Source organism: bacterium (assembly GCA_035419245.1).
Lineage (GTDB): Bacteria > Zhuqueibacterota > Zhuqueibacteria > Residuimicrobiales > Residuimicrobiaceae > JAKPUX01.
In genome coordinates this window covers 104,243-127,906 of sequence record DAOLSP010000003.1, presented here as the reverse complement: position 1 = coordinate 127,906, position 23,664 = coordinate 104,243, and the positions used below count along the sequence as shown (strand labels likewise).

General features: G+C 59.4%; 25 protein-coding genes and 1 tRNA gene. 10 read left to right on the top strand and 16 right to left on the bottom strand.

Annotated elements, in window-relative coordinates; genetic code table 11:
• Nucleotides 1-15 precede the first annotated feature (15 nt).
• The 11 genes from PLH32_06460 to PLH32_06410 all read right to left on the bottom strand — a co-directional run bounded on the left by PLH32_06460 (nucleotide 16) and on the right by PLH32_06410 (nucleotide 12,915).
• Nucleotides 16-2,274, bottom strand: a complete 2,259-nt coding sequence (locus PLH32_06460; protein HQJ64238.1) for a polysaccharide biosynthesis tyrosine autokinase — start codon at nucleotides 2,272-2,274, stop codon at nucleotides 16-18.
• A gap of 57 nt (nucleotides 2,275-2,331) precedes the next feature.
• Entirely contained in the window at nucleotides 2,332-3,033 is a 702-nt protein-coding gene (locus PLH32_06455) for a polysaccharide biosynthesis/export family protein (protein HQJ64237.1), read from the bottom strand.
• Nucleotides 3,034-3,129: 96 nt separating this feature from the next.
• Complete coding sequence (locus PLH32_06450) at nucleotides 3,130-3,858, bottom strand: STAS domain-containing protein (GenBank protein ID HQJ64236.1); 729 nt, start codon at nucleotides 3,856-3,858, stop codon at nucleotides 3,130-3,132.
• A gap of 408 nt (nucleotides 3,859-4,266) precedes the next feature.
• Nucleotides 4,267-5,760 (bottom strand): glycogen synthase GlgA, encoded by a 1,494-nt coding sequence (gene glgA, locus PLH32_06445; GenBank protein ID HQJ64235.1) that lies wholly within the window; start codon nucleotides 5,758-5,760, stop codon nucleotides 4,267-4,269.
• Between the two features lie 164 nt (nucleotides 5,761-5,924).
• The gene (locus PLH32_06440) at nucleotides 5,925-6,716 is read right to left on the bottom strand and encodes a tetratricopeptide repeat protein (GenBank protein HQJ64234.1); all 792 of its coding nucleotides are present in this window, start codon (nucleotides 6,714-6,716) and stop codon (nucleotides 5,925-5,927) included.
• A 141-nt stretch (nucleotides 6,717-6,857) separates the two neighbouring features.
• Nucleotides 6,858-7,673, bottom strand: a complete 816-nt coding sequence (gene lgt, locus PLH32_06435) for a prolipoprotein diacylglyceryl transferase (protein HQJ64233.1) — start codon at nucleotides 7,671-7,673, stop codon at nucleotides 6,858-6,860.
• Nucleotides 7,674-7,695: 22 nt separating this feature from the next.
• A complete protein-coding gene (gene rodA / locus PLH32_06430) occupies nucleotides 7,696-8,919 on the bottom strand; it encodes a rod shape-determining protein RodA (GenBank protein ID HQJ64232.1) in 1,224 nt (407 codons plus the stop codon).
• Between the two features lie 7 nt (nucleotides 8,920-8,926).
• On the bottom strand, nucleotides 8,927-10,720 hold the full coding sequence (mrdA, locus tag PLH32_06425) for a penicillin-binding protein 2 (protein ID HQJ64231.1): 1,794 nt from the start codon (nucleotides 10,718-10,720) through the stop codon (nucleotides 8,927-8,929).
• A 22-nt stretch (nucleotides 10,721-10,742) separates the two neighbouring features.
• Nucleotides 10,743-11,252 carry a rod shape-determining protein MreD gene (gene mreD / locus PLH32_06420; GenBank protein ID HQJ64230.1) on the bottom strand — a complete coding sequence of 170 codons (510 nt, stop codon included), beginning with the start codon at nucleotides 11,250-11,252 and terminating at the stop codon, nucleotides 10,743-10,745.
• Nucleotides 11,249-12,055: a rod shape-determining protein MreC gene (gene mreC / locus PLH32_06415; GenBank protein ID HQJ64229.1), complete on the bottom strand. Its 807-nt coding sequence runs from the start codon at nucleotides 12,053-12,055 to the stop codon at nucleotides 11,249-11,251. The genes mreD and mreC overlap by 4 nt, the downstream gene beginning before the upstream one ends.
• Nucleotides 12,052-12,915, bottom strand: a complete 864-nt coding sequence (locus PLH32_06410) for a UDP-2,3-diacylglucosamine diphosphatase (protein ID HQJ64228.1) — start codon at nucleotides 12,913-12,915, stop codon at nucleotides 12,052-12,054. The genes mreC and PLH32_06410 overlap by 4 nt, the downstream gene beginning before the upstream one ends.
• Nucleotides 12,916-13,028: 113 nt before the next feature.
• Here PLH32_06410 and ispE point away from each other — a divergent pair, with 113 nt between their 5' ends.
• From ispE to PLH32_06360, 10 genes are all read left to right on the top strand, one after another.
• A complete protein-coding gene (gene ispE, locus PLH32_06405; protein ID HQJ64227.1) occupies nucleotides 13,029-13,898 on the top strand; it encodes a 4-(cytidine 5'-diphospho)-2-C-methyl-D-erythritol kinase in 870 nt (289 codons plus the stop codon).
• A 30-nt stretch (nucleotides 13,899-13,928) separates the two neighbouring features.
• Nucleotides 13,929-14,000: transfer RNA gene (locus PLH32_06400), tRNA-Gln, on the top strand.
• A 94-nt stretch (nucleotides 14,001-14,094) separates the two neighbouring features.
• On the top strand, nucleotides 14,095-15,057 hold the full coding sequence (locus PLH32_06395) for a ribose-phosphate pyrophosphokinase (protein ID HQJ64226.1): 963 nt from the start codon (nucleotides 14,095-14,097) through the stop codon (nucleotides 15,055-15,057).
• Nucleotides 15,058-15,103: 46 nt separating this feature from the next.
• A complete protein-coding gene (locus PLH32_06390) occupies nucleotides 15,104-15,742 on the top strand; it encodes a 50S ribosomal protein L25 (GenBank protein ID HQJ64225.1) in 639 nt (212 codons plus the stop codon).
• A gap of 26 nt (nucleotides 15,743-15,768) precedes the next feature.
• The gene (pth, locus tag PLH32_06385; GenBank protein ID HQJ64224.1) at nucleotides 15,769-16,341 is read left to right on the top strand and encodes an aminoacyl-tRNA hydrolase; all 573 of its coding nucleotides are present in this window, start codon (nucleotides 15,769-15,771) and stop codon (nucleotides 16,339-16,341) included.
• 50 nt (nucleotides 16,342-16,391) lie between these two features.
• Complete coding sequence (gene rpsF, locus PLH32_06380) at nucleotides 16,392-16,853, top strand: 30S ribosomal protein S6 (protein HQJ64223.1); 462 nt, start codon at nucleotides 16,392-16,394, stop codon at nucleotides 16,851-16,853.
• Nucleotides 16,854-16,945: 92 nt separating this feature from the next.
• The gene (ssb, locus tag PLH32_06375) at nucleotides 16,946-17,452 is read left to right on the top strand and encodes a single-stranded DNA-binding protein (GenBank protein ID HQJ64222.1); all 507 of its coding nucleotides are present in this window, start codon (nucleotides 16,946-16,948) and stop codon (nucleotides 17,450-17,452) included.
• A gap of 29 nt (nucleotides 17,453-17,481) precedes the next feature.
• The gene (gene rpsR / locus PLH32_06370; GenBank protein HQJ64221.1) at nucleotides 17,482-17,703 is read left to right on the top strand and encodes a 30S ribosomal protein S18; all 222 of its coding nucleotides are present in this window, start codon (nucleotides 17,482-17,484) and stop codon (nucleotides 17,701-17,703) included.
• Nucleotides 17,704-17,716: 13 nt separating this feature from the next.
• Entirely contained in the window at nucleotides 17,717-18,160 is a 444-nt protein-coding gene (rplI, locus tag PLH32_06365) for a 50S ribosomal protein L9 (GenBank protein HQJ64220.1), read from the top strand.
• A gap of 27 nt (nucleotides 18,161-18,187) precedes the next feature.
• Nucleotides 18,188-18,898 (top strand): DUF3307 domain-containing protein, encoded by a 711-nt coding sequence (locus PLH32_06360; protein ID HQJ64219.1) that lies wholly within the window; start codon nucleotides 18,188-18,190, stop codon nucleotides 18,896-18,898.
• Between the two features lie 7 nt (nucleotides 18,899-18,905).
• Here PLH32_06360 and PLH32_06355 read toward each other — a convergent pair whose 3' ends face one another.
• The 5 genes from PLH32_06355 to PLH32_06335 all read right to left on the bottom strand — a co-directional run bounded on the left by PLH32_06355 (nucleotide 18,906) and on the right by PLH32_06335 (nucleotide 23,644).
• Nucleotides 18,906-19,634, bottom strand: coding sequence for a 16S rRNA (uracil(1498)-N(3))-methyltransferase (locus tag PLH32_06355; GenBank protein ID HQJ64218.1), 729 nt, complete (start codon nucleotides 19,632-19,634; stop codon nucleotides 18,906-18,908).
• Nucleotides 19,635-19,636: 2 nt separating this feature from the next.
• Nucleotides 19,637-20,917: a BamA/TamA family outer membrane protein gene (locus tag PLH32_06350; GenBank protein HQJ64217.1), complete on the bottom strand. Its 1,281-nt coding sequence runs from the start codon at nucleotides 20,915-20,917 to the stop codon at nucleotides 19,637-19,639.
• Nucleotides 20,904-21,341, bottom strand: coding sequence for an ATP-binding protein (locus PLH32_06345; GenBank protein ID HQJ64216.1), 438 nt, complete (start codon nucleotides 21,339-21,341; stop codon nucleotides 20,904-20,906). The genes PLH32_06350 and PLH32_06345 overlap by 14 nt, the downstream gene beginning before the upstream one ends.
• Before the next feature lie 61 nt (nucleotides 21,342-21,402).
• A complete protein-coding gene (locus tag PLH32_06340; GenBank protein HQJ64215.1) occupies nucleotides 21,403-23,349 on the bottom strand; it encodes a hypothetical protein in 1,947 nt (648 codons plus the stop codon).
• Nucleotides 23,324-23,644 (bottom strand): septum formation initiator family protein, encoded by a 321-nt coding sequence (locus tag PLH32_06335; protein ID HQJ64214.1) that lies wholly within the window; start codon nucleotides 23,642-23,644, stop codon nucleotides 23,324-23,326. The genes PLH32_06340 and PLH32_06335 overlap by 26 nt, the downstream gene beginning before the upstream one ends.
• Nucleotides 23,645-23,664: the final 20 nt, after the last annotated feature.

Genomic DNA, 23,664 nt, shown 5'->3' with positions numbered 1-23,664 from the left:
GCGGAAATCCGTCGGTTAGTAATGATAATAACTGTAATTCTGCACCAATTGGGTGTCCGAGCTGTTGAGCACAGCGCCGACCAGTTTGGCCGGCACCGTATGAAAGATCTCCATTTTCTCCTTTGCCTTGCTGATCTTGGTCTTGCCCGCCCGCACCACCAGCACCACCGCATTGACCTGGGTGCCGAGGACCACGGCGTCGGTGGCTGCATCGAGGGGCGGCGTGTCGAACAGGACGATATCGAACTTGCGGCTGGCCTCATCGAGAAAACGGCGCATGAGCGGCGAGCCGAGCAGCTCCGAGGGGTTGGGCATGAGCGCGCCGCAACTGATGAAGGAGAGGTTGGGGATATGGGTCTGCTGCACGATCGAGGTGAGGGTGACGCTGGTGCTGAGATAATTGGCCAGCCCCGGCTCACGGCGCATTTGGAAGGTATTATGCAGCACCCCTCGGCGGAGATCGGCGTCCACCAGCAGGGTGTTGGTGCGCTGCTGGGCGAAAATGATCGCCAGATTCGAGGCGGTGAAGGATTTGCCCTCTTCCGGGGCGACGCTGGTGATCACGATCGAGTGCGGCCGCTCGTGGTTGCGCGAAAAGATGAGCTGGGTGCGGAGCGCCCGGTAGGCCTCGCCGATCGGTGTCGGCGAATAGTCGTGGGTCACCAGCTGACGGTCGATCTGCTTGGCCTTTTCATGATCGTGGTATTCGGGGATGTCCTTGAAATCGACATTGGGAATCGCCCCGAGCACCTTGAGACCGAGATGCCTCTCGACGTCGCCCGGCGTCCGGATGTGCCGGTCGGCCAGATCGATGCCCAGCGACAACGCCAGACCAAGAGCAAGCCCCAAAGCGCCGCCAATGAAGATCTTGGTCGACTTGCTGGGATTGATCGGTACGGTCGGCTGGATAGCCCGGTCGAGGATGGCGATATCCTCGCCTTCTCCGCCATCGGCGATTTCGATTTTTTGCAGCTTAGTATACAGCGTCGTATAGTGATCCTCGCTGATGCGCTTGTTGCGCTCCAGCTCCATCAGCCGGTATTCGTCATCGGGCAGCATCCGCTGTTGCGCCTGGATCGCATCCATTTTGGTGCGGGTCTCGGTCTCCTTCTGCACCAGAGTGTTACGATAGTTCGAGGCGAAGGCGATAATATTGTCCTGAGTCTCGCGGATGCTCTTGCGGAGATTGACCAGGGGCGCGTAATCGTCCGAATAATCCCGTGAAAGATCGGCGAGCTGTTTTTCCTGGGACTCGAGCTGATCGCGCAGCAGGGCCAGAGCCGGTTCCTCGCGCATCGCGGAAAAGTTGGCGAGCTGGCGGACGATGAGACGGCGGTATTGTTCCGGATCCGAGCCGACCACCGGCTCGCCCAGCTTTTGCAGCAACTGCGTCAGTTGCTCACGTTGTTGCGGAATTTCCCGCAAGGTGTAGCTGTTGAGCTGCATCTCATCCTGAATGGTCTTCTTGGCCGCATCCAGGGAGAGGGGATACTTGGCGTAAAAGGCGCGCAAGTTGGCATCCGCTTCGCGCACCTTGGCGGCCGCAATCTCAAGACTGCCCTCAAGCCGTTTGCGGTAGGAATTGGCATCCCGGTCGCGCAACCGCAGGGTCTCCTGCACGTAGATGTCCGCAATCTGGTTGAGCTGGTCATCCAGATTCTCACGGTCGGGCCCCTTTATCGTCAGTTTCATCAGATTGCCGTTTTTGCTCACCTCGGCGGTGACCATACTGTTCAGCTCCGCGACCGCCTTCTCGAAAGGCCGGATCCGGAAAGTAACGAACTGCGGCTTTTCGACGAAGCGCGGGTTGAGACGAAAAATAAAGCCGTTACAGGTATCCGGCCGCGACAGGACATCCCAGACACTCAGGCTGTCGAGCAGGGTCTCGCGGGGGTATTCCACCAGAAAGATGGAAAAGGTGCCGGTCGAATCCACTTGGATCTTGTACTTTCCGGGAACAGGGCTGGTGGTGGTATGAAACTCGCTGAAAACCTCACCCTGGGGACCCGATTTGCTCCCCATCTGCAGAGCCAGGCCCATCCGCGCTGCAACGCGCTCGGCAAAACTGCGGCTGCGCAGCTCGGCCTGACGGCTCCAGCTGAGGATGCTCTCGGACTCGGTGTCGAAGCTGCGGGTTTTGATGGTGGCGAAGGTGCTGTAGATCGGCACCTCGTTCTTGGAGTCCCAGTAAAACCAGGCAGCTCCGGCAGCGGCCAGAACTACAATCAGCCACTTCCGTTTCCAGAAGCCCTTGAAAAACTTGCCAAAATCCATGGCGGGGCTTTGTGGCTCAGCTCCGCCTTGTAAAAGATCCAGGTCGTCCATATCCGGTCAAAGATTGGTGTTGGTTTTATTATAATTCATCAGGGTCAGGTAAAAGGTCAGCATCGCCATGCCAAACTGCAGATACCGGATGATGGTATCAAAGGAAATGCGATTGACACGCGGAGCGACGATCTCGTCGCCGGACTGGAGTCCCAGCTCGTACAACGACTGGCCGCGATAAAAGGCATCGCCGAAGCCGCGATAGAGCGGTTCGCCCTTGCGCATGATGTACATATCCTCAAACGAAGAGAGGGTATGCAGGCCGCCTACTTCTTTCATCATCTCCCAGAAAGAGATGTTGGGATTGAAACGGTAAAGCCCCGGCTGCGAAAAACCGCCCTTGAGCTCGAGCCGTATCAGCGGGATGACCAGGATCAGGGGCTCCTTGGCAAAGGGCTTGAACTTTTCCTGCAGCACCTGGGCGACTTCCTCCGGCTTGAGACCCGCAACCTGAACCCGGCCAAGCGGGCCAAGGCTGATCTGACCGAGGCCGTCCACGACGAATTCCTTGTCGTGATAATTGCCGACAAACTTGGCCTTGTCCGAGGGGAAAAGGTTTTCGTAAATATAAAGATGGATGGCATCACCCGGGGTGACGCGCAGCGCCTCCTGGGTCAGGTCCTGCGCCCCGGCCGGCTGTAAGGCGGCGAGGGCGAGCAGCAGGACGGCCACCATCAACCCGTGCCGATGAACCAACGGGCGTTTCATGTCAACTCCTATGCATGGTACGACCAGGGCAGCCTGACAGTGGTTGCGGGAAAGGAAGATCCCGATGCTGCCGGTCCAGGAGGACCGGCTACAGGATCAGCGAGAACGATAGAACCGGTACCGTTTGGCCTTGGTCTCGAGTCCAAGACGCTTGAGGATGCCACGCAGTTTGAAAAAACCGATCCGCGTATAACCGAATCGGGGCGAATTGAGCTGCCGCTTGATACCGAAGGGGGTCATCAACGGATTCTCTGTCACCAGCTTTTTGATCTTTTCATTGAGTGGCAAGTCGACGTCATCGATGGTGCGGCCGCGGGCGACGGTGATGGTACGCGCCGTCCGGCTCTCCTTGACCACCGGGGGGAGAAAATCGGCGGGATTCTCAACGGCGCGGTCGGTTTCCCACAGAGGCGCCGCGCTGGTTCTGCCATTTTGCTCCATCATGGAAGCACGCAGATCCACACCCTGGCAAAAGTCATAGTCATCGATGGCTTCCTCAAGGGAATCGTAACAGGTCAAAATTCGGTTGAACTCCAGCATTTCAAACACTTCATTCACTTCCGGGATCATTTGAATAATTTTGAGATCCCCACCCTGCTCACGCAGGCCGCGAATCTCCCCGACAAATACCCCCCACCCTGCACTGCTGACATAATTGACCGCCCCAAGGTCGATGATGATCTGGGTCACCCCCTCCTGGATAATTTCGGTCAGCTGGCGCTGCAACTCGGGTGAGGTAGTGGTATCCACATACCCTCTCACCCGGAAAAGCCCGATATCGCGCAGAGCGCCAACACGGTCCACTGTAATTTCAATACCATCCATCCACAGCCTGTATGCTCAATTCAAATTGATTCGGCACCACCCGGGCGCTTTCATCCCTCTGGGCCGGGCAGCCACTGGCCTTTTTTATGCAAAGTTGGTGCCAGCAAATCTCAGGCCGGGCGGGTCGCCTCCCGCCGGAGGGTGTGGATTCCTCCAGGTCTATCCTATTGTGTTCTATGTTATTGTTACAGCGTGCGGCAGACGGATCCGGCTGTGCAGGAGCCGGAACAGAACCCGTCCGCAGAAAACCTGTTATCGTGCAAGACATAATTGTATCATCATGAGACAGAGGAGAGCGGCGGCCAGCAAATAAAAACCCCTCAGAAACGGGGGTCTTTGCCCGGCGCAATCGCGGGAAGGGAGAGGAAGAGTCAAGCAGTGACAGAACGCGCGCGGGGCCCATCCATCCTATCTCTTCTTCTTGGCGGTTTCCAACCTGAGATAGAGCTTGATGTATTTTTCCGCCGCGATTGCCCAGGAGAAATCCTGCTTCATGCAGCGTTTAATCAGTTTCTGCCACCCCTTGTCGTCGTGAAAAGCAGCGACGGCGCGACGCACGGCGTCGACCAGCGCTTTGGACGTATAGTCATTGAAAACAAAACCGTTGCCGTTCGCAGGATCGGCACCGGCATCGAAAATGGTATCGGCCAAGCCGCCGGTTCTGCGCACGATCGGGATGGTCCCGTATTTCAGGCTGTACATCTGATTGAGACCGCACGGTTCATAAAGGGAGGGCATCAGGAACATGTCGCTGCCCGCCTCGATCAGATGGGCGAGCTGGTCATCGAAACGCAGAAACACCGCAACCTGTTGCGAATGGCCCTTGCGGATCTTTTCAAGCAGTTTATGATACTGCGGATCGCCGGTACCGAGGATGACCAGCTGTACGGGCAGCTTGACTAGGTCGTCGATCGCGGCGGCGACAAGATCTAAGCCCTTCTGGTTGGTCAGCCGGGAGATCATGCCGACGATCGGCATCTCCGCGGCGTATGGCAGGCCTGCTTCCTTGGCCAGGGCTTTCTTGTTCTTCTCCTTGTCCTTGATACTTGAGGTGCTGTAGGTGGCCGGGATCAGATTGTCCTTTTCCGGATTCCAGATGGCATAATCGACTCCGTTGAGGATGCCAAAGAGATCCTCGCGGCGCTCGCTCAGCACCCCCTGCAGCCCGCACCCCAGCTCCGGATCGCTCTGAATCTCCTGGGCGTAAGTCGGACTGACTGTGGTGACCAGATCGGCGTTCTTGATGCCCGCTTTGAGAAAATTGATCTTGCCGTAGAATTCCAGGTCGCTGCCGACGACCGCCAGTTCTTTCGGCAATCCGAGCTCGTCGAGCACCGCCGGAGGGAAAGTGCCCTGAAAGGCGAGGTTGTGGATGGAGAGCACGGTGATCGCCTTGGCGAAAAAGGGATCGTCCTGGTAGGAATTGCGTAGCATCCAGGGGACCAGGGCCGTCTGCCAGTCGTTGCAGTGAATGATTTGCGGCTCCCAGTGGAGTAGCTTGATGGTCTCGATGACCGCTTTGGAGAAGAGGAAAAATCGCTGGGCGTTGTCGGGGAAATCCTTGCCCGTCGCGGAATCGACGTAATAATCAGCGCGTTCAAAAAAGGGCCTGTAATCGAGAAAGTAGACCTGAACCTTGGTATCGGGCAGAAAGGCCGATTTGGCACTGACCACATGTTCCCGGGCGCCGACGCGGATCGGAATATCCTTGAGGCGAATGACCTCCCGCAGCGTGTACCGCCTTTCACTGATGTTTCCGTACTTGGGCATCATCACCCGCACATCGTGCCCTTGTTCGAACAGCGCCTTGGGTAGAGCGCTCGCGACATCCGCCAGCCCGCCTGTCTTTGCAAATGGAGCCACTTCGGTGGATAAATAAAGAATTCTCAGCCGGTTTTTCATCCTTGTTCAGCCCGATTTGGTTACAGGAAGTATAATGGTATGAAGGCGGCCATAAGCCATTCCATGCTATTGTTTTATTAAGTTATTAAAAAATCTTGAGAAATGCAATAAAAAAAAGGGTGGCCCCGTGGCCACCCTTGCAGAGAACTAGCCTTGCTTGCGGATCAAAGGGTCTGGAGATAATACTGGGCCCGGGCCCGGAATTCGCTGTCGGGATAGGTATCGAGCAGCTTCTGGAACTCCGCTTTGGCCTTTTCCACATTGCCGGTACGGGTATAGCAGAGCCCGAGCTTGAGTTGGGCATCGTCGTTCTTGTCCGAGTCGTGAAAAGTGAAAACCTTTTCGAACTCGATAATCGCCTGGTTGTAAGCGAGCATGCCGTAGTAGCACTCGCCGATCCAGTACTGGCAGTTATCGGCCAGTTTGTTGTTGGAATCGGTCGCGATCAGGGCCTGAAACTCCTGCACCGCTTCTTTGTAGCGGCGGGCTTCGTAGAGGGCGCGCGCCCGGTCATAACGCTGCTGGTAGGTGCCGCTTGGTGAGATTGTGGTTTTGACTGGCTTGATTTCCATGGGCGGCTCGGTATTCTCAGCGGCGTTCAGCTGGCGGTCGCGCTCGGCCAGTTCGGCCTTGAGGTTGGCGATCTCGATATCCCGCTCCTTGAGGGTCTCCTCAAGCCGCTGGCGATCGTTCTCAAGCCCTTCGGCGGAAGGCTGGGGCTGGGCGGCCTCGGCCGGCTGATTCTTGTTCAAACCGAGGAGGCGCATTACTTCATCCTCGTCGGTGCTCTTTTTGGCTGTATCGACGGTGGCCTGTGGTCGTTCTGTCGCTCCCGAAAGGGCCGCCTGCTCGGTGGCCAGAGAGACCTGCTTCGAGCTGCTGCAGCCGTTCCATACCATCGCCCAGGCGGCGATAGCCAAAAAGCCAAGCAAACCGCTCATGTGCCATATTTTCATAGTGCGCTCCTACCGATTTGGGTTGGCTGTTGACCATTCCGTATGCCAGAATCGACGCTGCCGAGCCGTTTCCTGAGGGTGAAAATCAGCAAAAACTACCTATTTTTTCCTAAGTTAAGATATCATAGTCGCCCAAAAAAGTCAAGCATTATTTTGCGCCCGGCCTTTACGCTGTTGCCAGAGGTAGAGTCCGGCACCGAAGAGAATAAGCGCCACGCTGATCCCCTGGTTCATGCTCAACCCCTTGCCGCCCAGGCGCAAAAGTATCATGGAATTCTCGTAGTACCGGAAAAGATCGATGATGAAGCGGCCCACTCCGTAAAAGATGAGGGCCAGATAGAGCAGATAGCCGTCGAATTTGGGCTTGCGATCGATCCAAAGCATGGCGCCAAAGATCACCAGAGCGTAGAGCGAGGAGTAGATCTGGGTCGGATGAATGGTGATCCCCTGGTACATCGCCCCGGCCGGGCTGTCTGGCGGGAAGACCACCCCCAGGGCGCAGTGGCAGGGTATGCCATAACAGCAGCCGTTGAGGTAGCAGCCGATGCGGGTGATGGCTTCGCCAAGGAAGAACATCGGAATGACCGTATCGGCGATCTTGAGAACCGGCAATCTTTTGGCGCGCAGATAGAGGATCGAAGTCACCAGGGCCAACACAACTCCCCCCAGCATGGTCAGCCCGGCGATGCCGATCTGACCGTTGCTTTGGAAGGGATTAAAGGTGTCCGTCCAGTGACCGGCGAACTCGTCGAGATGAAATATCACATACATGAAGCGTGCGCCGATAATCGAGGCCAGGATGATGACCACGGAAAGATCCATGATCTTTTCGGGGTCGATCCCGCGACGTTTGGCGCGCCGCACTGCCCAAAAGATGCCCAGCAGAAAGGAGATGGCCAGGGTGAAGCCGTAGGCGCGCATCTCAAAGGCGCCCAGCTTGAAAAGCACAGGATGCATGAGAGTCCTCCAGAAGGATGGTTTAAAAATAACGCTGGGTCGCCGCGTTGGAGAGCAGCGCTGCCATGGTCATGTTGGTCAGCATCGCCGATCCCCCGTAACTTATGAAGGGCAGCGGTACCCCGGCTACCGGCATGATCCCCATGGTCATGCCGAGGTTGACAACCGCCTGAAAGGCGATGGTGATGACAAGGCCCATCGTCGCCAGACGGGCAAAACGGTAGCCGCTGGATGCGGCAATCTTAATCCCGCGCGACAAAAAGACGAGAAACAGGGCGAGTACGGCGAGCGAGCCGATGAAGCCCCACTCCTCGGCCAGCACCGAAAAGATGAAATCGGTGTGCTGCGCCGGCAGGAAGCGCAACTGGGTCTGGGTGCCTTGCAGCAGCCCCTTGCCCGTAAGGCCGCCGGAACCGATGGCCACCATCGACTGGATGATCTGGTAGCCGACCCCGCGCGGGTCGTTCACCAGCCCGAGAAAGGTGAGGATGCGCTGCTGCTGATAACCGTGCAGTCTCTCCCAGACCAGGGGCGAGAGGGTGCCGACGAAGACATTCACGAAAAAGACGCTCCAGGCCACCCGTTTGCTGCGCCGGGAGAGGTAAAGGACGGCACTGATGAGAAGAATGGCCGCGCTGAAGCTGTAGTAATTGAACGAGGCGAGAAAGGCGATCACCGGCGAGACAATGACGAAAATGGTGAAGGGCTGCAGACCGCGCCAGTAGAGCATCGGAATAATCACCGCCAGATAGACCAGACTGGTCCCGAGGTCGGGCTGCTCCAAGACCAGGACAAAGGGGATGAGCACGATGGCAAAGGCGATCAGCAGATTTTTTATCTGATTGGGATTGACTTGCTCCGGCGCAAAAAAACGGGCGAGAGTCAGGACCAGCACCGGCTTCATGAACTCGGAGGGCTGGATCTTGACGCCGCCCACCTCGAACCAGCGCTGCGCGCCACCGCTGATCGAACCGACCAGATCGATGCCGAGGATCATCAGCAAGAGCAGGGCGTAGAGCGGATAGGCCAGGGAGAAGATGATGTGCAGCGGCACAAAGGTCAGCGCGAAAAAAAGCGCCAGCCCGATGGCGACCCAGACGATCTGTTTGGCAAAGTTATCATGGATCGCCGCCACCTTGCTGCCGTGCGTCGCGCTGAAAACGGCCAGCAGGCTGAAGAGCGAAAAGAGGAGGACACAGATCAAAATAACCCGGTCGACCCGCGTTTTACGAATATCATCGAGCATCACAGCCTCATGGACGGAGCGGCGCCGCATTCGCTGCAGATGCCGCCTTTTTCAGATCAAAATATCGGCGCAAAAGCGCGCCGGCAACCGGGCCCGCCGCAACACCACCTGCCCCGCCGTTCTCCACCAGCACACAAATAGCCACTTCGGGCTCCGCCAGCGGGGCGAAACCGACATACCAGGCGTGCGGGTCACCATGCGGATTTTGTGCGGTGCCGGTCTTGCCTGCTACTACCACGTCCGGGAGATAGGTGCTGTGGCCGGTTCCCCCCGGGCTGTTGACCACCCGGTACATCCCCTCCTGCAGAATGGCATAGGTCTGCTGCGAAACCCCCTCGACGGACTTGGACGCAAGCCGCTGTTTGTAGAAACGCTGCGTCCGTGGATCATAGATCTTGTAGACAAGGTGGAGGGGATAATAGCGTCCCTTGGTGGCGATCATCATCGTGTATTGCGCCATCTGGACCGGCGTGACCAGCAGATCCCCCTGGCCAATGCCCAGATTCAGCATCATGCCGCTGGACCAGCCCTTCTTGCCGAAGACCCGGTCGAGATACGCGCGGTCCGGGAGAGTACCCACCTCCTCCGCCGGCAAATCGATTCCCGTCCGCGCCCCAAAGCCGTACCCTTTCGCCGCGGCAGCCCACTCGTCAACCGAAAGACGCATGCTCAGGCGGTAGAAATAGGAATTGCACGAGACCTTGATGGCATCGACCATTGCGAGCGTGCCGTGGCCCTTTCCGCCATGGCAGAGAAAGGTGCGGTCGCCATATGTGACGCCGCCCGTGCACGGGAACGTGGTCTCCGGCGTCGCCTTGTGGGCCTCCAAGGCCGCCGTGGCGGCAACCATCTTGAAGGTCGAGCCGGGGGGGTAGGCGCTCTGGATGACACGGTCGTAGAGCGGCTTGCCCGGATCGTTAAGCAGACGCTGCCAGTCGGCGGCGCTGAGCGTGCCCGAAAATAGTTCTGGATCGAAATCGGGCTTGCTGCAGAGCACCAGCACGCCGCCATCCCGGACATCGACCATCACCGCGCCGCCGATCTTGTCACCCAGGAGCGAATCCGCAAGGAACTGCAGCCGCGAGTCGAGCGCCAGATAGAAATCCCGCCCGCGTATGAAGGGACGGTCACCGGCGCCGGTGATATCCTTGACCTCCCGGCCCACTGCATCGACCTCGATCGCATCGTAGCCGACCTGACCGCGCAATTCACGGTCGTAATAGGCCTCAAATCCCTTTTTGCCCACCAGATCGCCCGGCAGAATTTCTTCATCCTGGCGCCGCTCCAGTTCGCTCCTGGAGACCTCGCCAATATAACCAAAGAGATGGGGGGATTTGATCCCCGCCGGGTAGATGCGCCGCGTTTCGGTCTCATAGGTGACGCCGGGATACTCCAGCTTGTTCTCCTCAAGCTTGACCAGCATCGCATAGTCGATGTTGTGGCGCAGCTTGAGAAGGACAAAGGGATTGTCGGCCTGGTCGAGTTTGCGTTTAACCGCAGCGGGCTCCTCCTCCAGCAATCCGGCGAGAAAGGCGATGGACTTTTCGTTGCCGCGCACCTCGATCGGAAGAGCACTCAGGGTGTAGCTGGGCCGGTTCTCCACCAGGGGGATGCCGTTGCGGTCATAGATGACGCCGCGCGGCGGCTCCAGACGCAACCGCCGGGTGCGGTTCTTGTCCGACTGCAGCTGATATTTATCATGCTGCACGATCTGCAGTCTGAAAAGCTGCACGGCCAGCGCGATGAAGGCGCAGGCGAGCACGATCTGGATGATGCGGGCGGAACGATCTTGGGAGAGCATGATCTGACATCAGGAGTTAGCGTTAAAACAGCGGCGTCGGTTCGGTTTTGTAGATCTTTTCCCAAATGGACTGCGGCACAATGGCGAAGATAATGAGCGCCCAGAACAGGGTGTAGATGGCCGGCAGCAACACCGCCTGGATCATCCCCTGCAGCGCCCCGGCGGTGCCCTGGATGTTAATGATATAGAGCAGCAGATTCTGCAGGACCGCCAGCACGCCGACGATCGCGCCGGCATTAAGGCTGTAAGCGCTCTGCAAGGAGCGGTAGCTCATCACCGATCCGCTGATAAAGCCGACCAGGCTGAGGGCCAGGGCATGACTGCCAAGGAGGCTGCCGCTGAGCGAATCCGCGATAAAGCCGATGCCTGCGCCCCAGAGGGTGCCCTGGCCGCGACCGGCGAAAAGCGAGACCGCGCAAACCGCGATGAGGATGAAATCGGGCGAAACGCCGCGGATCGCGACCAGATCGCTCACCCCATGCTGCAGTCCGAGGGCGACCACCATCATGACCAGGTAATAGAGCAGGTTCATTGCGGCGCGCCTCCCTGCGGCCTGCGGATGATATAGACCTCCCGCAGCAATGCCAGGTCCACCTTGGGCTCGACATAGATCTTGCGGTACATGCCCGATTCGGCTTCGTCGATGAACGAAACGGTGCCCAACTTCAATCCCGGCACGAAGATCGAATTGGTTCCCGAGGTGACGATCAGGTCGCCCCTGCGCACGTCGCCACTGAGGTAGATTCCGGTCAGGATGCCACGGTTGTAGCCCTCCCACTTGAACATCCCCTCGAGGCGGCTGCGCTGGACCATGGCGGCGCAGCTGAAGGCGCGGTCCTCGAAGGCCTGGACTGTGCAATAGGAGGCGGAGACCGAGTGGACCCGGCCGACCAGACCGTCAGCGGAGACCACGGTCATGTTGACGCGCACCCCCTGGGCGGCTCCGACGTCGAGAATCAGTGATGAGAGGCCCTGTTGCTGCTGCCGGCCGGTGACAGTGGCGGCGATGAGATCATAGGGCGCGGTCATCTTGAAACCGAGGAGCTGGCGGAGACGCACATTTTCGTACCACGCCTCGGCCATCTGGGCGTTCTTGAGCTGAAGGGCAGCGTTTATCTCGTGCAGACGGCGATTCTCGGTCTCGAGGGCCAGATAGGCGCGGAGGTTCGCCAGGGGTTCGGTCATTCGACCGATGATCTCGAGGCTGATGGTGTGGATGCTGCCGAGCGTGCGGGCGTCGTTGGCGAAAAAGAGGGCGCCCAGCGAAACCAGGACCGCCAGGAAAAGGATCAGCCAGTCGCGCAAGAAGGAAGATATTTTGCTGTCTTTTTTCACAACTCATCCGTCCGGGACGCTTGCCCGGGAAAATAGGGGCGGCTCACCTGGCCGTCCCACTGGAAGAGGGCCGGTACGCCGGCTGCGATGCGCGCATAGGTGAAGGTGCTCATCCAGGCACCGGTGTTGACATACCAGCCGCGGCCATGCGCGAGCAGAGCTGGGACATGGGTGTGACCCATGACGACCAGATCGTAGGCCTCTTCCAGCCGGCTGCAGGCCCAGGCGCGATAATCACCATCGTCGTAGCGTTCCGTGCGTTGGGATTCTCGGCTCAGATGGGCACAAAAGTGCGCCAGCGGAATACCCCAGTCCGGGTGCAGCAGCCGGTAAGCGGCAACCGCGAGGGGATGGCGGAGCAACCCTTTCATCAGCCGGTAGAGATGATCCCGGCGGCGCAGACCATCGCCATGCAGGAGGAGGATGCGCCGGCCGGACTGGGTCAGTTCCAGAGCGTCGGGATGGACGGTCACGCCCACCTCTTCGCGCAGAAAGGTGCCGAGCCAGAAATCATGGTTGCCGGCGAGATAATCGACCGGGACGCCCGAATCGATGAGGTCGGCAAGCCGCGCCAGGGTGCGGAAGTGGCTCCGGGCCACCACACGGCGGTATTCGAACCAGAAATCGAACAGGTCGCCGCAGAGGATGAGCTGGCTCTCCCTCTGGCCGCGCAGTGCGTCGATGAACGAGGTGAAGCGGCGCAATTTTTCCGCTTCGGCGCCGGGATTTTGGGCGCCCAGATGGGCATCGCCGAGCACATAGATCGTTTGGCATGCGGCGCGCGCCGGGGCAAGCGTCTCCAGAGTCAGCCTATCTCCTATAATAAAACAAAATTTAAGGATATGTGCGCATAAAAGCAAGCATGAACTTCCGCCCTCCGCGCAGGCGAAAAAAGTTGACATTGTGAAAAAAGTTATATAATATTAAAGTTTAATTTTACTGCGCACCTTTATAAAAATGGCGTGCCGATTCCATGCCCTTTCCCTTGCGTCATTATTCAGCTTATGCCAAGATCAACCTCGGCCTGCGCATACTCGGCCGGCGCGCCGATGGCTACCATGAGGTGGAGACGATCTATCAGCAGATCAGCGTCCGCGACGTCCTGTCCATCGCAGCGCAGCCGAGCGGCATCGTCGTCGGCTGCACCGATCCCACCTTGCCCGTGGACGGGGAAAATCTTGCCGGGCGTGCTGCGGCCCTGCTGCGCCAGCACGCCGGCGTGGCGCAGGGATGCAACATCCAGATCCAGAAGAACATTCCGGTCGGAGCGGGACTGGGCGGCGGCAGCAGCGATGCCGCGACCGCCCTGGTGGCCCTCAACCAGATCTGGGAGATCGGCTGGCCCCTGGAGCGGCTCGCCCCCCTGGCCGCTGAACTCGGCTCGGATGTCCCCTTTTTTCTCCGCGGCGGCTGCGCCCTCGGCCGAGGCCGCGGCGAAATCCTCGAACCCCTGCAGCTCCCGCAGGGATGGTGGGGCGTGCTGGTCTACCCCAACCTGGTGATTTCCACACATTGGGTCTATGAAAACGCTAATTTTAGCTTGACAAAATCGTTAAAAAACAGTAAATTTTACAGCTTGACCGGTTTTGCCGATCGACTTTCTGAGTGGGACCTCCACCTCGCTAACGACCTTGAACCTGTTGTTTTCAATAGATATCCACATCTAAAAGAACTGGTGGAAGGATTCAGGCGAGCGGGGGCATTTTATGCCCATATGTCGGGCAGCGGTTCGGCCATCTTCGGCCTGTTTCTCGACAAGAGCGACGCCTTGAGTGCCCTGGCGGGGACCACCCAAGGTTACACGACCTTCCTCTTTCATCCGATCGCCCCCCGGAAAGAGTAAGGCGCGCTGGAACGGACACCACCCTATGATTGGGGCGTCGTCAAGCGGTAAGACACGGGATTTTGGATCCCGCATGCGGAGGTTCGAATCCTCCCGCCCCAGCCCTTGAACAAGGGGACGGAAATGGCGAAAATCTGACCAGGTTTTCGTCCTTTTTTTATTTTCAGCCCCTGGCCGGCGCTCTGAAAGGAAGCCGATGGCGCAAGATCGCGAGATGAAAATATTCTCCGGCCGGGCGAATCCGCAACTCGCCCTTGAGATCGCCGGAGCCCTGAAAAAGAACCTCGGGCAGATCTCCCTGACCAACTTTTCGGACGGCGAGATCTGGGCCAAGTATGAGGAGAATATCCGCGGCACGGATGTCTTCCTCATCCAGCCCACCCCGGCACCGGCCGATAACCTGCTCGAGTTGCTGATTATGATCGACGCAGCCCGGCGCGCTTCGGCCAGACGCATCACCGCGGTGATCCCCTACTTCGGCTATGCCCGCCAGGACCGCAAGGACCAGCCGCGCGTCGCCATCTCGGCCAAACTGGTGGCCAACCTGATCACAACGGCCGGGGCCGACCGTATTTTGACGATGGACCTGCATGCACCCCAGATCCAGGGCTTTTTTGATATCCCCCTGGACCACCTGTATGCCGCCTCCGTCTTCATCGAGCACATCAAGAAAAAACGGCGGTCGCCCAATCTGGTCGTCGCCTCGCCGGATATCGGCGGCATTCACCTCGCCCGCGCCTACGCCCGCCGCCTCGGCACGGAACTGGTGCTGCTCGAAAAACGCCGCCCGCGGCATAACGTCGTCGAGGTCAGCCGCCTCATCGGCGATGTCAGCGGCAAAGATGTCCTCCTCGTCGACGACCTGGTCGATACCGCCGGCACCCTGGTCGCCGGCGTGGCCGTCCTCAAGAAACGCGGCGCACACCATATCTACGTCGCCTGCACCCACGGCATCCTCTCCGGAGAGGCCGTGCAAAGAATCGCGGATTCGGATATCGATACCTTTTTCGTCTCGGATTCGGTCGCCATCCCCGAGAACAAACGGATCGATAAAATAGTCATCCTCAGCGTCGCCGATCTCCTGGCCGACGCCATCCGCCGCATCCACGAGGACCGCTCCATCTCGGATCTCTTCCCGGAGAAGGGACCGATCGTATAGACAATTCGTTTGCTTCTGGTATAGCGTATTAGACTGGAGAATCCTGATGTCTGCTCAAGTTCTTGAATTGACCGTTCGCGAAAAGCACGGCACCCAGCAAGCCAAAAAGGTGCGGCGCGCCGGCGATGTGCCCGGCATATTTTACTTTCATGGCAAGGAATCGATCCCCTTCACGGTGAACGGCAAGTCCCTGCAGAGCACCCTCGCCAAAGAGGCCACCCTGCTCGATGTCCGTTTCAGCACCGGCGACCTCCGCAAATGCATCGTCCGCGACATCCAGTACCACCCCATCAACCACGCCATCATTCACATCGATCTGATGGGCATCAAACTGGATGAAAAGATCACCGTCTCCGTGCCCGTCCACTTCGTCGGCGTCTCCACCGGTGTCAAAAATGACGGCGGCATTCTGCAGCAGGTCCTGCGCGAGCTGGAAATCGAGTGTCTGCCGGCTGACATCCCCGAAGCGATTGAACTGGATGTCACCGCCCTCGCCATCGGCGATGCCCTGACCGTCAGCGATGTGGTGACCAAGAACTATGTCATCCTCGGCGAACCCGACCGCACCATCGTCACCGTCTCTGCCCCGCGCGCGGTTGAAGAAGCCCCCGTTGAGGTCGAGGAGGGCGCTGCCGAGCCTGAACTGGTCGGACGCAAGCCCGAGGGTGAGCCGGAAGAAAAGTAGAGCACCGCAGCGGATGGTCCCCGGAGATGCGCCGGAAATACCTCATCGCCGGACTGGGCAACCCCGGGGCCCGCTATGCCCGGACGCGGCATAACCTCGGCTTCATGACCGTTGATGCCCTCGCCGACGCCCTCGGCACCGGATTCCGTAAAAAGAACAGCGCCGCCCTGATCGCCGAAGCGGACTATGCCGGCTGCGACGTGATCATCGCCAAACCCCAGCTCTTCATGAACCGCAGCGGCGAATCAGTGGCACCGCTCGTCCGCTACCTCAACATCAGCCTGGAAGAGCTCCTGGTCGTGGTGGATGACGCCGACCTGCCGCTCGGCAAACTCCGGCTGCGCAAGCAGGGCAGTGCCGGCGGCCATAACGGCCTCAAATCGATCATCAGCCATCTGAATTCATCGGCCTTTCCCCGGCTGCGGCTGGGGATGGGAAGGCCCGACGCAACCGAGGGGATGATCGACCATGTGCTCTCCGATTTCAGCCGCGGCGAGCAGGAGATCATACAGACCAGCGTGCAGCGGGCGGTGGAGACGATCCGGGAGTATCTCGAATTCGGCATCGATCAGGCCATGAACCGCTGCAATGCCGATTGATTGTTAATTACCGTTAAATCATGCAGTTCTATGCCCAAAGGAGGACCGGTTTGCGTAAATACGAAACCATCATTGTCATCGATTCTCTGCTCAAACTCGAGGAGATCGAGGGCATCATCAATAAATACGAACGCTTCATCTCCGCCAACGGCGGCCGGGTGGAGACGATCGACCGCTGGGGCAAACGCCGGCTGGCCTACGAGATCAAGAAACGTCAGTACGGTTTTTATGTCCTGATCCGTTTCGACGCCCCCCCGGCGATGATCAAACAGCTCGATCGCGAATATCGCCTCAACGAGTTTCTGCTGCGCACCATGACTACCCTGATGGAAAAGCGCGCCCTGAAGGCCCTGGCTAAACAGTATGCCGCGGCCGCGGCTGCTGCGGTTCCACCCGCCCCCGCCGCCGAGCCGGTCCCAGCGGAAGCCCCTGCGGATACTGCCGCAGAACCCGCAGCCGAGACCGCTCCCTCCGCAGCGGAACCGGTTCAGGGTGAAGCCGCAGCCGAGTAAACACCGCGGATGTTTTGGGCCAGGGATCGATCCTCTGAGCCTGTGCGCCATCCACGTCAAACCCCTTCATCGCGGTTTGAGGAGTGTATGATATGCCCGATTTGAAGATGCCGGACATCAATAATGTCCTCATTGCCGGATATTTGACCAGCGACCCGGCCTTCCGCAAGACCTCGAATGGCACGCCGGTGATCAACTTTTACATCGCGTCCAATCGCAAGTACCGGGACAACTCAGGGATCTGGCGGGAGAATATCTGCTATGTCGGCGTCGTCGCGTGGCACCGCCTCGCAGAAGCCTGCGCCGAAATCCTGAAAAAGGGTTCCTCGATCCTCATCGACGGCGAGCTGCAGAGCCGCAATTGGCATAACGAGGACGGCACCGCCCGCAATGTCGTCGAACTCCGCGCCCGCCGCATCCAGTTCCTTGACCGTAAAAGCGGCAAGGATGTCGAGGAGATGGCTCAACAAAGCAGCGACGATACCCCCGGTAATCCTGAAGACGAACGCGTCAAGAGCAAACCTGCGCCGGAATCGCAGGAGTTCCAGAAAATTGAACCGACCGAATTCGATTTTGGATATCAGGATTTGGACCTGTAACCATGCTTTATCCCAATAAAGGAGTCGTTATGTTGAAAAAAAAGCGAATTTGCCGCTTTTGCGAAGAAAAAGTGGAGTATATCGATTACAAGGATGAAAAGCGGCTGATGCGGTTCACCACCGAACAGGGCAAAATCATCCCCCGCCGCACCTCGGGGACCTGCGCGAAACACCAGCGCCAGCTCGTCAATGCGATCAAAAAGGCCCGCGAGATCGCCTTAATTCCCTACATCTCTGAATTGACCAAATAATGCGGAAATCCTCATGAAGATTATTTTGAAGCAAGATATCGAGTCGCTGGGCGCCGCCGGTGAGACCGTCACCGTCAAGAATGGTTACGCCCGTAATTATCTGATCCCCCAGGGCTTGGCCGTTGCGGCCACTGCCGGCAACCTCCGCGCCTTCGAGGTGGAGAGCAAGGCGGCCGCCCTCCGGCTGCAGCGCGGCATGCGGGAAGCCCAGGAAGTCGCGACCCGGCTTGAAAAACTCTCTCTCACCGTCTCGGTTCAGGTGGGCGAAGAGGACAAACTCTTCGGATCGGTCACCAGTCAGAACATCGCCGATCTCCTGGCGGAGAATGGTTTTAAGATTGACAAGAAGAAGATCGTTCTCGACGACCCGATCAAGGCCCTGGGCGTCTATGAGGTGCCGGTCAAGCTGCATCCCGAGGTGACCGGCGTGGTAAAGGTGTGGGTGGTGCGCGAATAATCCGCTGTGACCGCTGCGGAGCTGGGGATGGATTATTTTCAACTGCTGCTGCTGGCCCATGTCATCGGTGATTTTGTCCTCCAGACTGACACCATCTTCAGGCTGAAGCAACAATCACCCTGGGGAGTCCCCCTGCACGTCCTGATCTGTTCCCTGGTCACGGCCGCGCTCCTCCACCCGCTGCTCGGCCGACCCGCTTTCTGGCTGGCCCTGCTCTTCATTGCCCTCGTCCACCTGGCACTCGACCGCACCAAACTCTTTCTGGCGGCCTTCCATGCCAAGGATGGGCTGGGCTATTTTTTTATCGACCAGGGACTGCATCTGCTTTCGCTGCTCGGCGCGGCTCGCTACCTGCAGTGGGCGCTGCCGCAGCAGGGTTTTTGGCTCGGTACCGGCCTGACGGTCACTCTCACCGCGTTGACGGCTGCTGGATTCGCCGTCCCCCCGATCCTCTTTTATATCCAGCGCGCGCTCTCCGTCCCGGGCGTACCGCGCTCCAACCCCGCTTTTCCTTCGTTCCGGCGACGCCTGCCCGGCATCCTCTCGCGCCTGCTTGCGACGCTCGGACTGCTCGTCGGCGGCTGGTATCTCCTGCTGACGCCGGTCTTGTTATCCGCCCTGGTCGAGCCGATGACCACGCCGGATCATAACAAACGGTATCTCACCGCCGAACTCATCACCAGCTCCACCTTCGTCCTCTTCTTCGCACTCCTGGCCTGGTACCTCCGAGCCGGCTGAGCCGCGCTCAGCCCAGATCCCCCGCCGCATCGAGCAGCCGCACGGCTGCGGTCAGAGCGGCCGTTTCACTGCGCAGCCGCCGGGTCCCCAGGCTGATGACGCGCGCGCCCGCCGCAACCGCAAGATCGACCTCGGCTTCCGTAAAGCCCGCCTCCGGCCCGATCAAGAGCGTCGCCGCGCGATGCCCCCACAGCGCCGCCGCCAGTTCCGTCCGGGTCACCTCCGCCTCTTCCCAGGCGATGAAGAGCGCCTGACCCCGGGCCGACGTGACCGCCGCAGCAAAGGGGCATATCGGCCGCACCTCGGGGGCAAGACTGCGGCCGCTCTGTTTCATCGCCGCCCGTGCCTTCTCGCCCCAGCGCGTCTCGCGGCCATGCGGCGCCGCCACCGTGCCGGCGGTGACCATCGGCTGAAACACCGAAATCCCGATCTCCGTCCCCTTCTCGATCACCCAATCGAAGAGGCCACCCCGGGGAACCCCCTGTGCCAGGGTCAGGCGTAGCCGCGGCTCGCCCGCTCCCTCCTCGATCCGTTCCACCCCCGCCCTCAGGCTCTTCGCGCCAATCGACAGGATCGGACCGCTATACCGGCGGCCAAGGCCGTCAACCGCGATGATCCGCTCCCCCACTTGCTTGCGCAACACCCGCACGGCATGCGCATACTCCGCCCCGTGCAGTTCGAACTCCTCCGGGCTGGCATCCTCCGGAGCCACGTAAAAGAAATGGATATGCGCCATGTTTAAAACCACACCTTCATATCAATGATATATTCACCACGGCCACCAAGATCCCAGGCGCGTTCGAACCGCATCAGCTCCACGTAGGGCAGCTGCACCGCCAAACCGACGCCAAAACCACCGCGCCGACGCTGCTCCGCCCGCTCCCAGCTCCGGCCGGCCATGATCCCGGCATCATAGAAGAGCGCCCCATGCAGCGCAAAGGGCAGATTGCGCAGGTATCCGAGCCGATCCTCGGGGACCAGATGGAAAAAGCGCTGCCGGAGGATCGGCCAGCGCAGTTCCGCACTGGCCAGAAGCCGTCCCCGCCCTTCGAGCACCTCCATGAAATGGCCGCGGATGCGCTCGGAGTAGCCGAGGTAGAGCAGATTGTGAACCGGAATCCGGCCGCGACTAACGTCAGCGCGCACGCGACCAGCCAGGAGCCCACCCCCGGGCAGGGGCTGATAACGCCGCACATCGCAGCCAACGAAACCATAATCGGAGGTGCCGGCCAGCAGCTTGAGGCTGAAGCCGGCATCCAGATACCAGCCCCGCTTTGGATAGGCGGAATAGTCGCGGTTATCCAGGTTGAAGCCGGCTGAAAAGTGGGTGATGCGGTCGACGCCGTCAGCAGCGCGGGTGAGCTTGAGCTCCGGCGGCAGCCGAACCTCCATATAGCCCATCCCGGCACTCACCCGGGTATAGTAACCGAAGCGCTTGCTCAAACCGCCTTGCAGGCCAGCGTGACGCTCGATGAAGCCGTTGTAGCGAGGGCTGAGATTCTCCGTCCGGCTCCAGGATGCTTGGGCCGTGAAGGCGAGACGGTGACGGCCATGGATCCAGGGATTGGTATAGGAGAGATTGACGCTGGGATTGTAACCCAGCCAGAAATTGCCGAGCAGGTAAATGTTGCGCCCGCGGAAATTCTCGTGCCGCAAGCCGGCGCCGTAAGAGAGCTTGCTCCAGTCGCGGTCGTGAATGAAAAGCAGCGGATAGGGAAAGAGGTACCAGCGTTCGCTGAGAAGATAAAGGACGATGACCCCGTTGGCGCTACGGAGGACCTGCAATTCGACGCGGGTGAAGAGGCGGAGGTTTTCGATGCGCTGGCGGTCGGCTTCGGCGATGCGCGGATCGAAGGGATCGCCAGCGCGCTGTTGCATCTCGCGGGTCAGGATCTCCTCGCGAGTGTGATCGTTGCCGACGAAAAGAATGGTTTCGATGAGGGAAGAATCGGCAGCCGGCGCGGGCCCAGACGGTAGCCATAGCGCCCCCGCGATGAGCAGCAGGTTAATCGCGGACATGATGCTGGCGGGTTTTGGTGAGGATGACCGTGGTACCACCGGGATCGAAGCGGTATTCGACGCTGTCCATCATCGAGCGGACGATGAAGATGCCGCGGCCATTGTCCTTGAGGAGATTCTCGGGCAGCAGGGGATCAGGGACCGCAGCGGGGTCAAAGCCATGCCCTTGATCGGTGATATGCACGGAAAGCCGGCCTGGCGAGAGATAGAAACGGATGTGCACTGTCTTCTTGGGATTGCTCTTGTTGCCATGATAGATCGCGTTGGCGACCATCTCGGTGACTGCAATGGCAAAGGTGTCCCGTTCATCCTCGCCAAAGCCCGCCAGACCGGCCAATTCCTCGCACTTTTGCTCGACGCGCTGGATCTGGTCCGGCAGACTCGGTATGATCATCTCATACAGTTGGTTGCTCTTTTCGCTCACTTCCGTTCCTTCCCTGCTTCAGGTCGCTCCCTTCTCACACCGACCGCCGGGCCGGTTATGGTCAGAAGAACCAGTCCAGGCGCAAATCCAGGGTGTTGATGGTGTAACGGCGCTGCTGCCAAGGGTAGACCCGGCGCCGCTGACCGTCCAGAACAAACCGGGCGCGGTGCGACGGGGTGTAATAAATGCTCAGAGCCGGTCCGTGGCTGCTGAACTTCTGCGAGGGCGTCACCAGCGCATTGCCGAGCGCGTCGATATCATGGCGCCACTCCCTGCGGCTGTAAAAGCCATATCCGGGTCCCAGCGACAGCGCGGGAGCCGCGGCAAAGAGCACTCGCAGCTGCAGCCAGTGGCTGGCGCGCGTCGTGAGCACACGCTCCTTCCAGTCCGCCCAGTAGAGCTGTCCGTTCTCCTCGAGCTGCAAACGGTAATCCAGTTTGAAGGTCGAGCGCCGGCTCGGCGCCCAGGAGAGCGAATCGTCCCAGGCGAACTTGCGAAAGACAAAACTTTTGGTCTGGACCGCCAGGTTGTCGAAATCATAGTCGACATAATTGGCCAGCACCTCAAAGGCGTTATGCCACTGCAGCCGCGACGAGGGGGTATAACCCAGAACCGGCCGCAACCGCAAGATCCGGTTCCAGTTGTTGTCGGCGCTGCGCTCGCCGAAAATATAGACCATATGATAGAGACTGGCGCTGGCCTGAACCTCGAAGTGCAGCGCCGGACTGAACTTCCGCCCGAAGGTGACCTGGGAATTGATGCGCAGCTCGTCCCGGTCATCAAAATTGTTGGTGTCGGGCGTATCATACTGAAAGCGGCTGATCGAGGCATAGAACGCCAGACTGTCACGCCGCCCGACCGGCGAATTGAATTCCGCCAGCAGTTGCAGCCGGTTGCTGTTGTTGTCCGGCGTGACAAAAGCCGTATACTGTGAAAAGGGCGACTGAACCGCGCCGGTAACCAGATCATAGCGCTGCTGCAGGGTATTGTAGTTCAGGGCGAGCCGTCCGTGCAGGCGCCGCCGCGCCATCACCACCTCCAGCGTGTGGTCGCCGAGCTGATCGTTGCGCTTGCGCTGCCGCTTCGCCGCCTCGGTGCCGAAGCTGAGCAGCTCGACATTGCGGAATTGCCAGGAGGTGCGCAGGAAGAGCTGCGCCCAGGGTCCCATGCCGTAGTTGAGGAGGTTTTCGAAGCCCTTGTTCGCCTCACGCAAACTCTCGACATCGCCGAGCAGGGAGGTATAGTTATCGCGCCGCCGGCTGGTTGTAAAGAGGCGCAGCGAGTCGCTACTGCCCGGGGTGAAGACCCGCGCGACCGCGTAGGCCAGGCTCGACTCGTGGTTCTTGCGCACCGCATAGCGATCGGTCTCGAGCATCCCCTGCAGATGGTGGGCATAACCGCCCCACTCCAGTCCTGAAAGCTCCTCCTCACCACTGAAAAAGAAGCCGCGGTCGTGAAATCGCATCCGGGAATCCCACTTCGGTCCAGCTGCTGCAGCCAACCGCACCCGCCGCGAGGGCGTGAAACGCAGGCCCAGGCCGGCGGCATGACTGCGGACATCGTTGTAAAGTCCGGTCTGGCGGTCGTAAAATGACAAAGAGCGCAGCAGGGTGTTCAGCTGCAGGGAGGGCCAGAGCTGGTACCCGAACCGGGTGAAGAAAGCATGCTCATCCTTCCATTTGTCCTCGTTACTGCTTAACCGCAGCATCGAGGTGCGGAACTGCTCGCTGAACTGCCCCTGGAGACGGGGCGTCAGAGCGAAGGTCCGGCCCGCATCGAGCTGCCAGAGATAGTTGTTCAACTCCTGGCGGTAGCGCAGGGTGGCGGGCCACTCGGTTCCGGAGCTCGGCGTGCTGCCGGAAAGCGGCTGACTCTTCAGGCCCATCGGCAGCAGCAGCCAGACCAAAACAAAAAATGCCATCGGCGCGGCGACACGATGGCATTTCAAGATCAACAAGGGGTAGGCGACTCCAGAAGCGGCATTACTGCACGTGAACGATGATTTCATCCGGTTCGCCGAGGCTGTGCTCTTTCTGCGCTTCGCGCTTGATGCGATTCCGGTCATTGGTCAGGCTGTCGGCCTCTTTTTTCATCCAGCTCTTTTTCTTCTGCTCCAGCTCGATCGCCTTTTGCAGCTGGCGGCCCTCCTGCCACAGGCGCATCTGGGCCAGAAATCCGGAGGAACCGGCAATATAGGCCAGGAAAAAGATCACAAAACCGATCAGATAAAACCGGCCCCGCGTCAGCTGGATCGCTCCCAGCCGACGCCGCAGCCTGTACAGCAAACCTCTTCGTGCATTCATCCTCAACCCCTCGGTCATAC

What these genes read in the sequence shown, in the direction of transcription:
- PLH32_06460 (HQJ64238.1), bottom strand. Translation starts at nt 2,274, where the DNA reads ATGGATTTTGGCAAGTTTTTCAAGGGCTTCTGGAAACGGAAGTGGCTG.
- PLH32_06455 (HQJ64237.1), bottom strand. Translation starts at nt 3,033, where the DNA reads ATGAAACGCCCGTTGGTTCATCGGCACGGGTTGATGGTGGCCGTCCTG.
- PLH32_06450 (HQJ64236.1), bottom strand. Translation starts at nt 3,858, where the DNA reads ATGGATGGTATTGAAATTACAGTGGACCGTGTTGGCGCTCTGCGCGAT.
- glgA (HQJ64235.1), bottom strand. Translation starts at nt 5,760, where the DNA reads ATGAAAAACCGGCTGAGAATTCTTTATTTATCCACCGAAGTGGCTCCA.
- PLH32_06440 (HQJ64234.1), bottom strand. Translation starts at nt 6,716, where the DNA reads ATGAAAATATGGCACATGAGCGGTTTGCTTGGCTTTTTGGCTATCGCC.
- lgt (HQJ64233.1), bottom strand. Translation starts at nt 7,673, where the DNA reads ATGCATCCTGTGCTTTTCAAGCTGGGCGCCTTTGAGATGCGCGCCTAC.
- rodA (HQJ64232.1), bottom strand. Translation starts at nt 8,919, where the DNA reads ATGCTCGATGATATTCGTAAAACGCGGGTCGACCGGGTTATTTTGATC.
- mrdA (HQJ64231.1), bottom strand. Translation starts at nt 10,720, where the DNA reads ATGCTCTCCCAAGATCGTTCCGCCCGCATCATCCAGATCGTGCTCGCC.
- mreD (HQJ64230.1), bottom strand. Translation starts at nt 11,252, where the DNA reads ATGAACCTGCTCTATTACCTGGTCATGATGGTGGTCGCCCTCGGACTG.
- ispE (HQJ64227.1), top strand. Translation starts at nt 13,029, where the DNA reads ATGCCCTTTCCCTTGCGTCATTATTCAGCTTATGCCAAGATCAACCTC.
- PLH32_06395 (HQJ64226.1), top strand. Translation starts at nt 14,095, where the DNA reads ATGGCGCAAGATCGCGAGATGAAAATATTCTCCGGCCGGGCGAATCCG.
- PLH32_06390 (HQJ64225.1), top strand. Translation starts at nt 15,104, where the DNA reads ATGTCTGCTCAAGTTCTTGAATTGACCGTTCGCGAAAAGCACGGCACC.
- pth (HQJ64224.1), top strand. Translation starts at nt 15,769, where the DNA reads ATGCGCCGGAAATACCTCATCGCCGGACTGGGCAACCCCGGGGCCCGC.
- ssb (HQJ64222.1), top strand. Translation starts at nt 16,946, where the DNA reads ATGCCCGATTTGAAGATGCCGGACATCAATAATGTCCTCATTGCCGGA.
- rpsR (HQJ64221.1), top strand. Translation starts at nt 17,482, where the DNA reads ATGTTGAAAAAAAAGCGAATTTGCCGCTTTTGCGAAGAAAAAGTGGAG.
- rplI (HQJ64220.1), top strand. Translation starts at nt 17,717, where the DNA reads ATGAAGATTATTTTGAAGCAAGATATCGAGTCGCTGGGCGCCGCCGGT.
- PLH32_06360 (HQJ64219.1), top strand. Translation starts at nt 18,188, where the DNA reads ATGGATTATTTTCAACTGCTGCTGCTGGCCCATGTCATCGGTGATTTT.
- PLH32_06355 (HQJ64218.1), bottom strand. Translation starts at nt 19,634, where the DNA reads ATGGCGCATATCCATTTCTTTTACGTGGCTCCGGAGGATGCCAGCCCG.
- PLH32_06350 (HQJ64217.1), bottom strand. Translation starts at nt 20,917, where the DNA reads ATGTCCGCGATTAACCTGCTGCTCATCGCGGGGGCGCTATGGCTACCG.
- PLH32_06340 (HQJ64215.1), bottom strand. Translation starts at nt 23,349, where the DNA reads ATGAAATCATCGTTCACGTGCAGTAATGCCGCTTCTGGAGTCGCCTAC.
- PLH32_06335 (HQJ64214.1), bottom strand. Translation starts at nt 23,644, where the DNA reads ATGAATGCACGAAGAGGTTTGCTGTACAGGCTGCGGCGTCGGCTGGGA.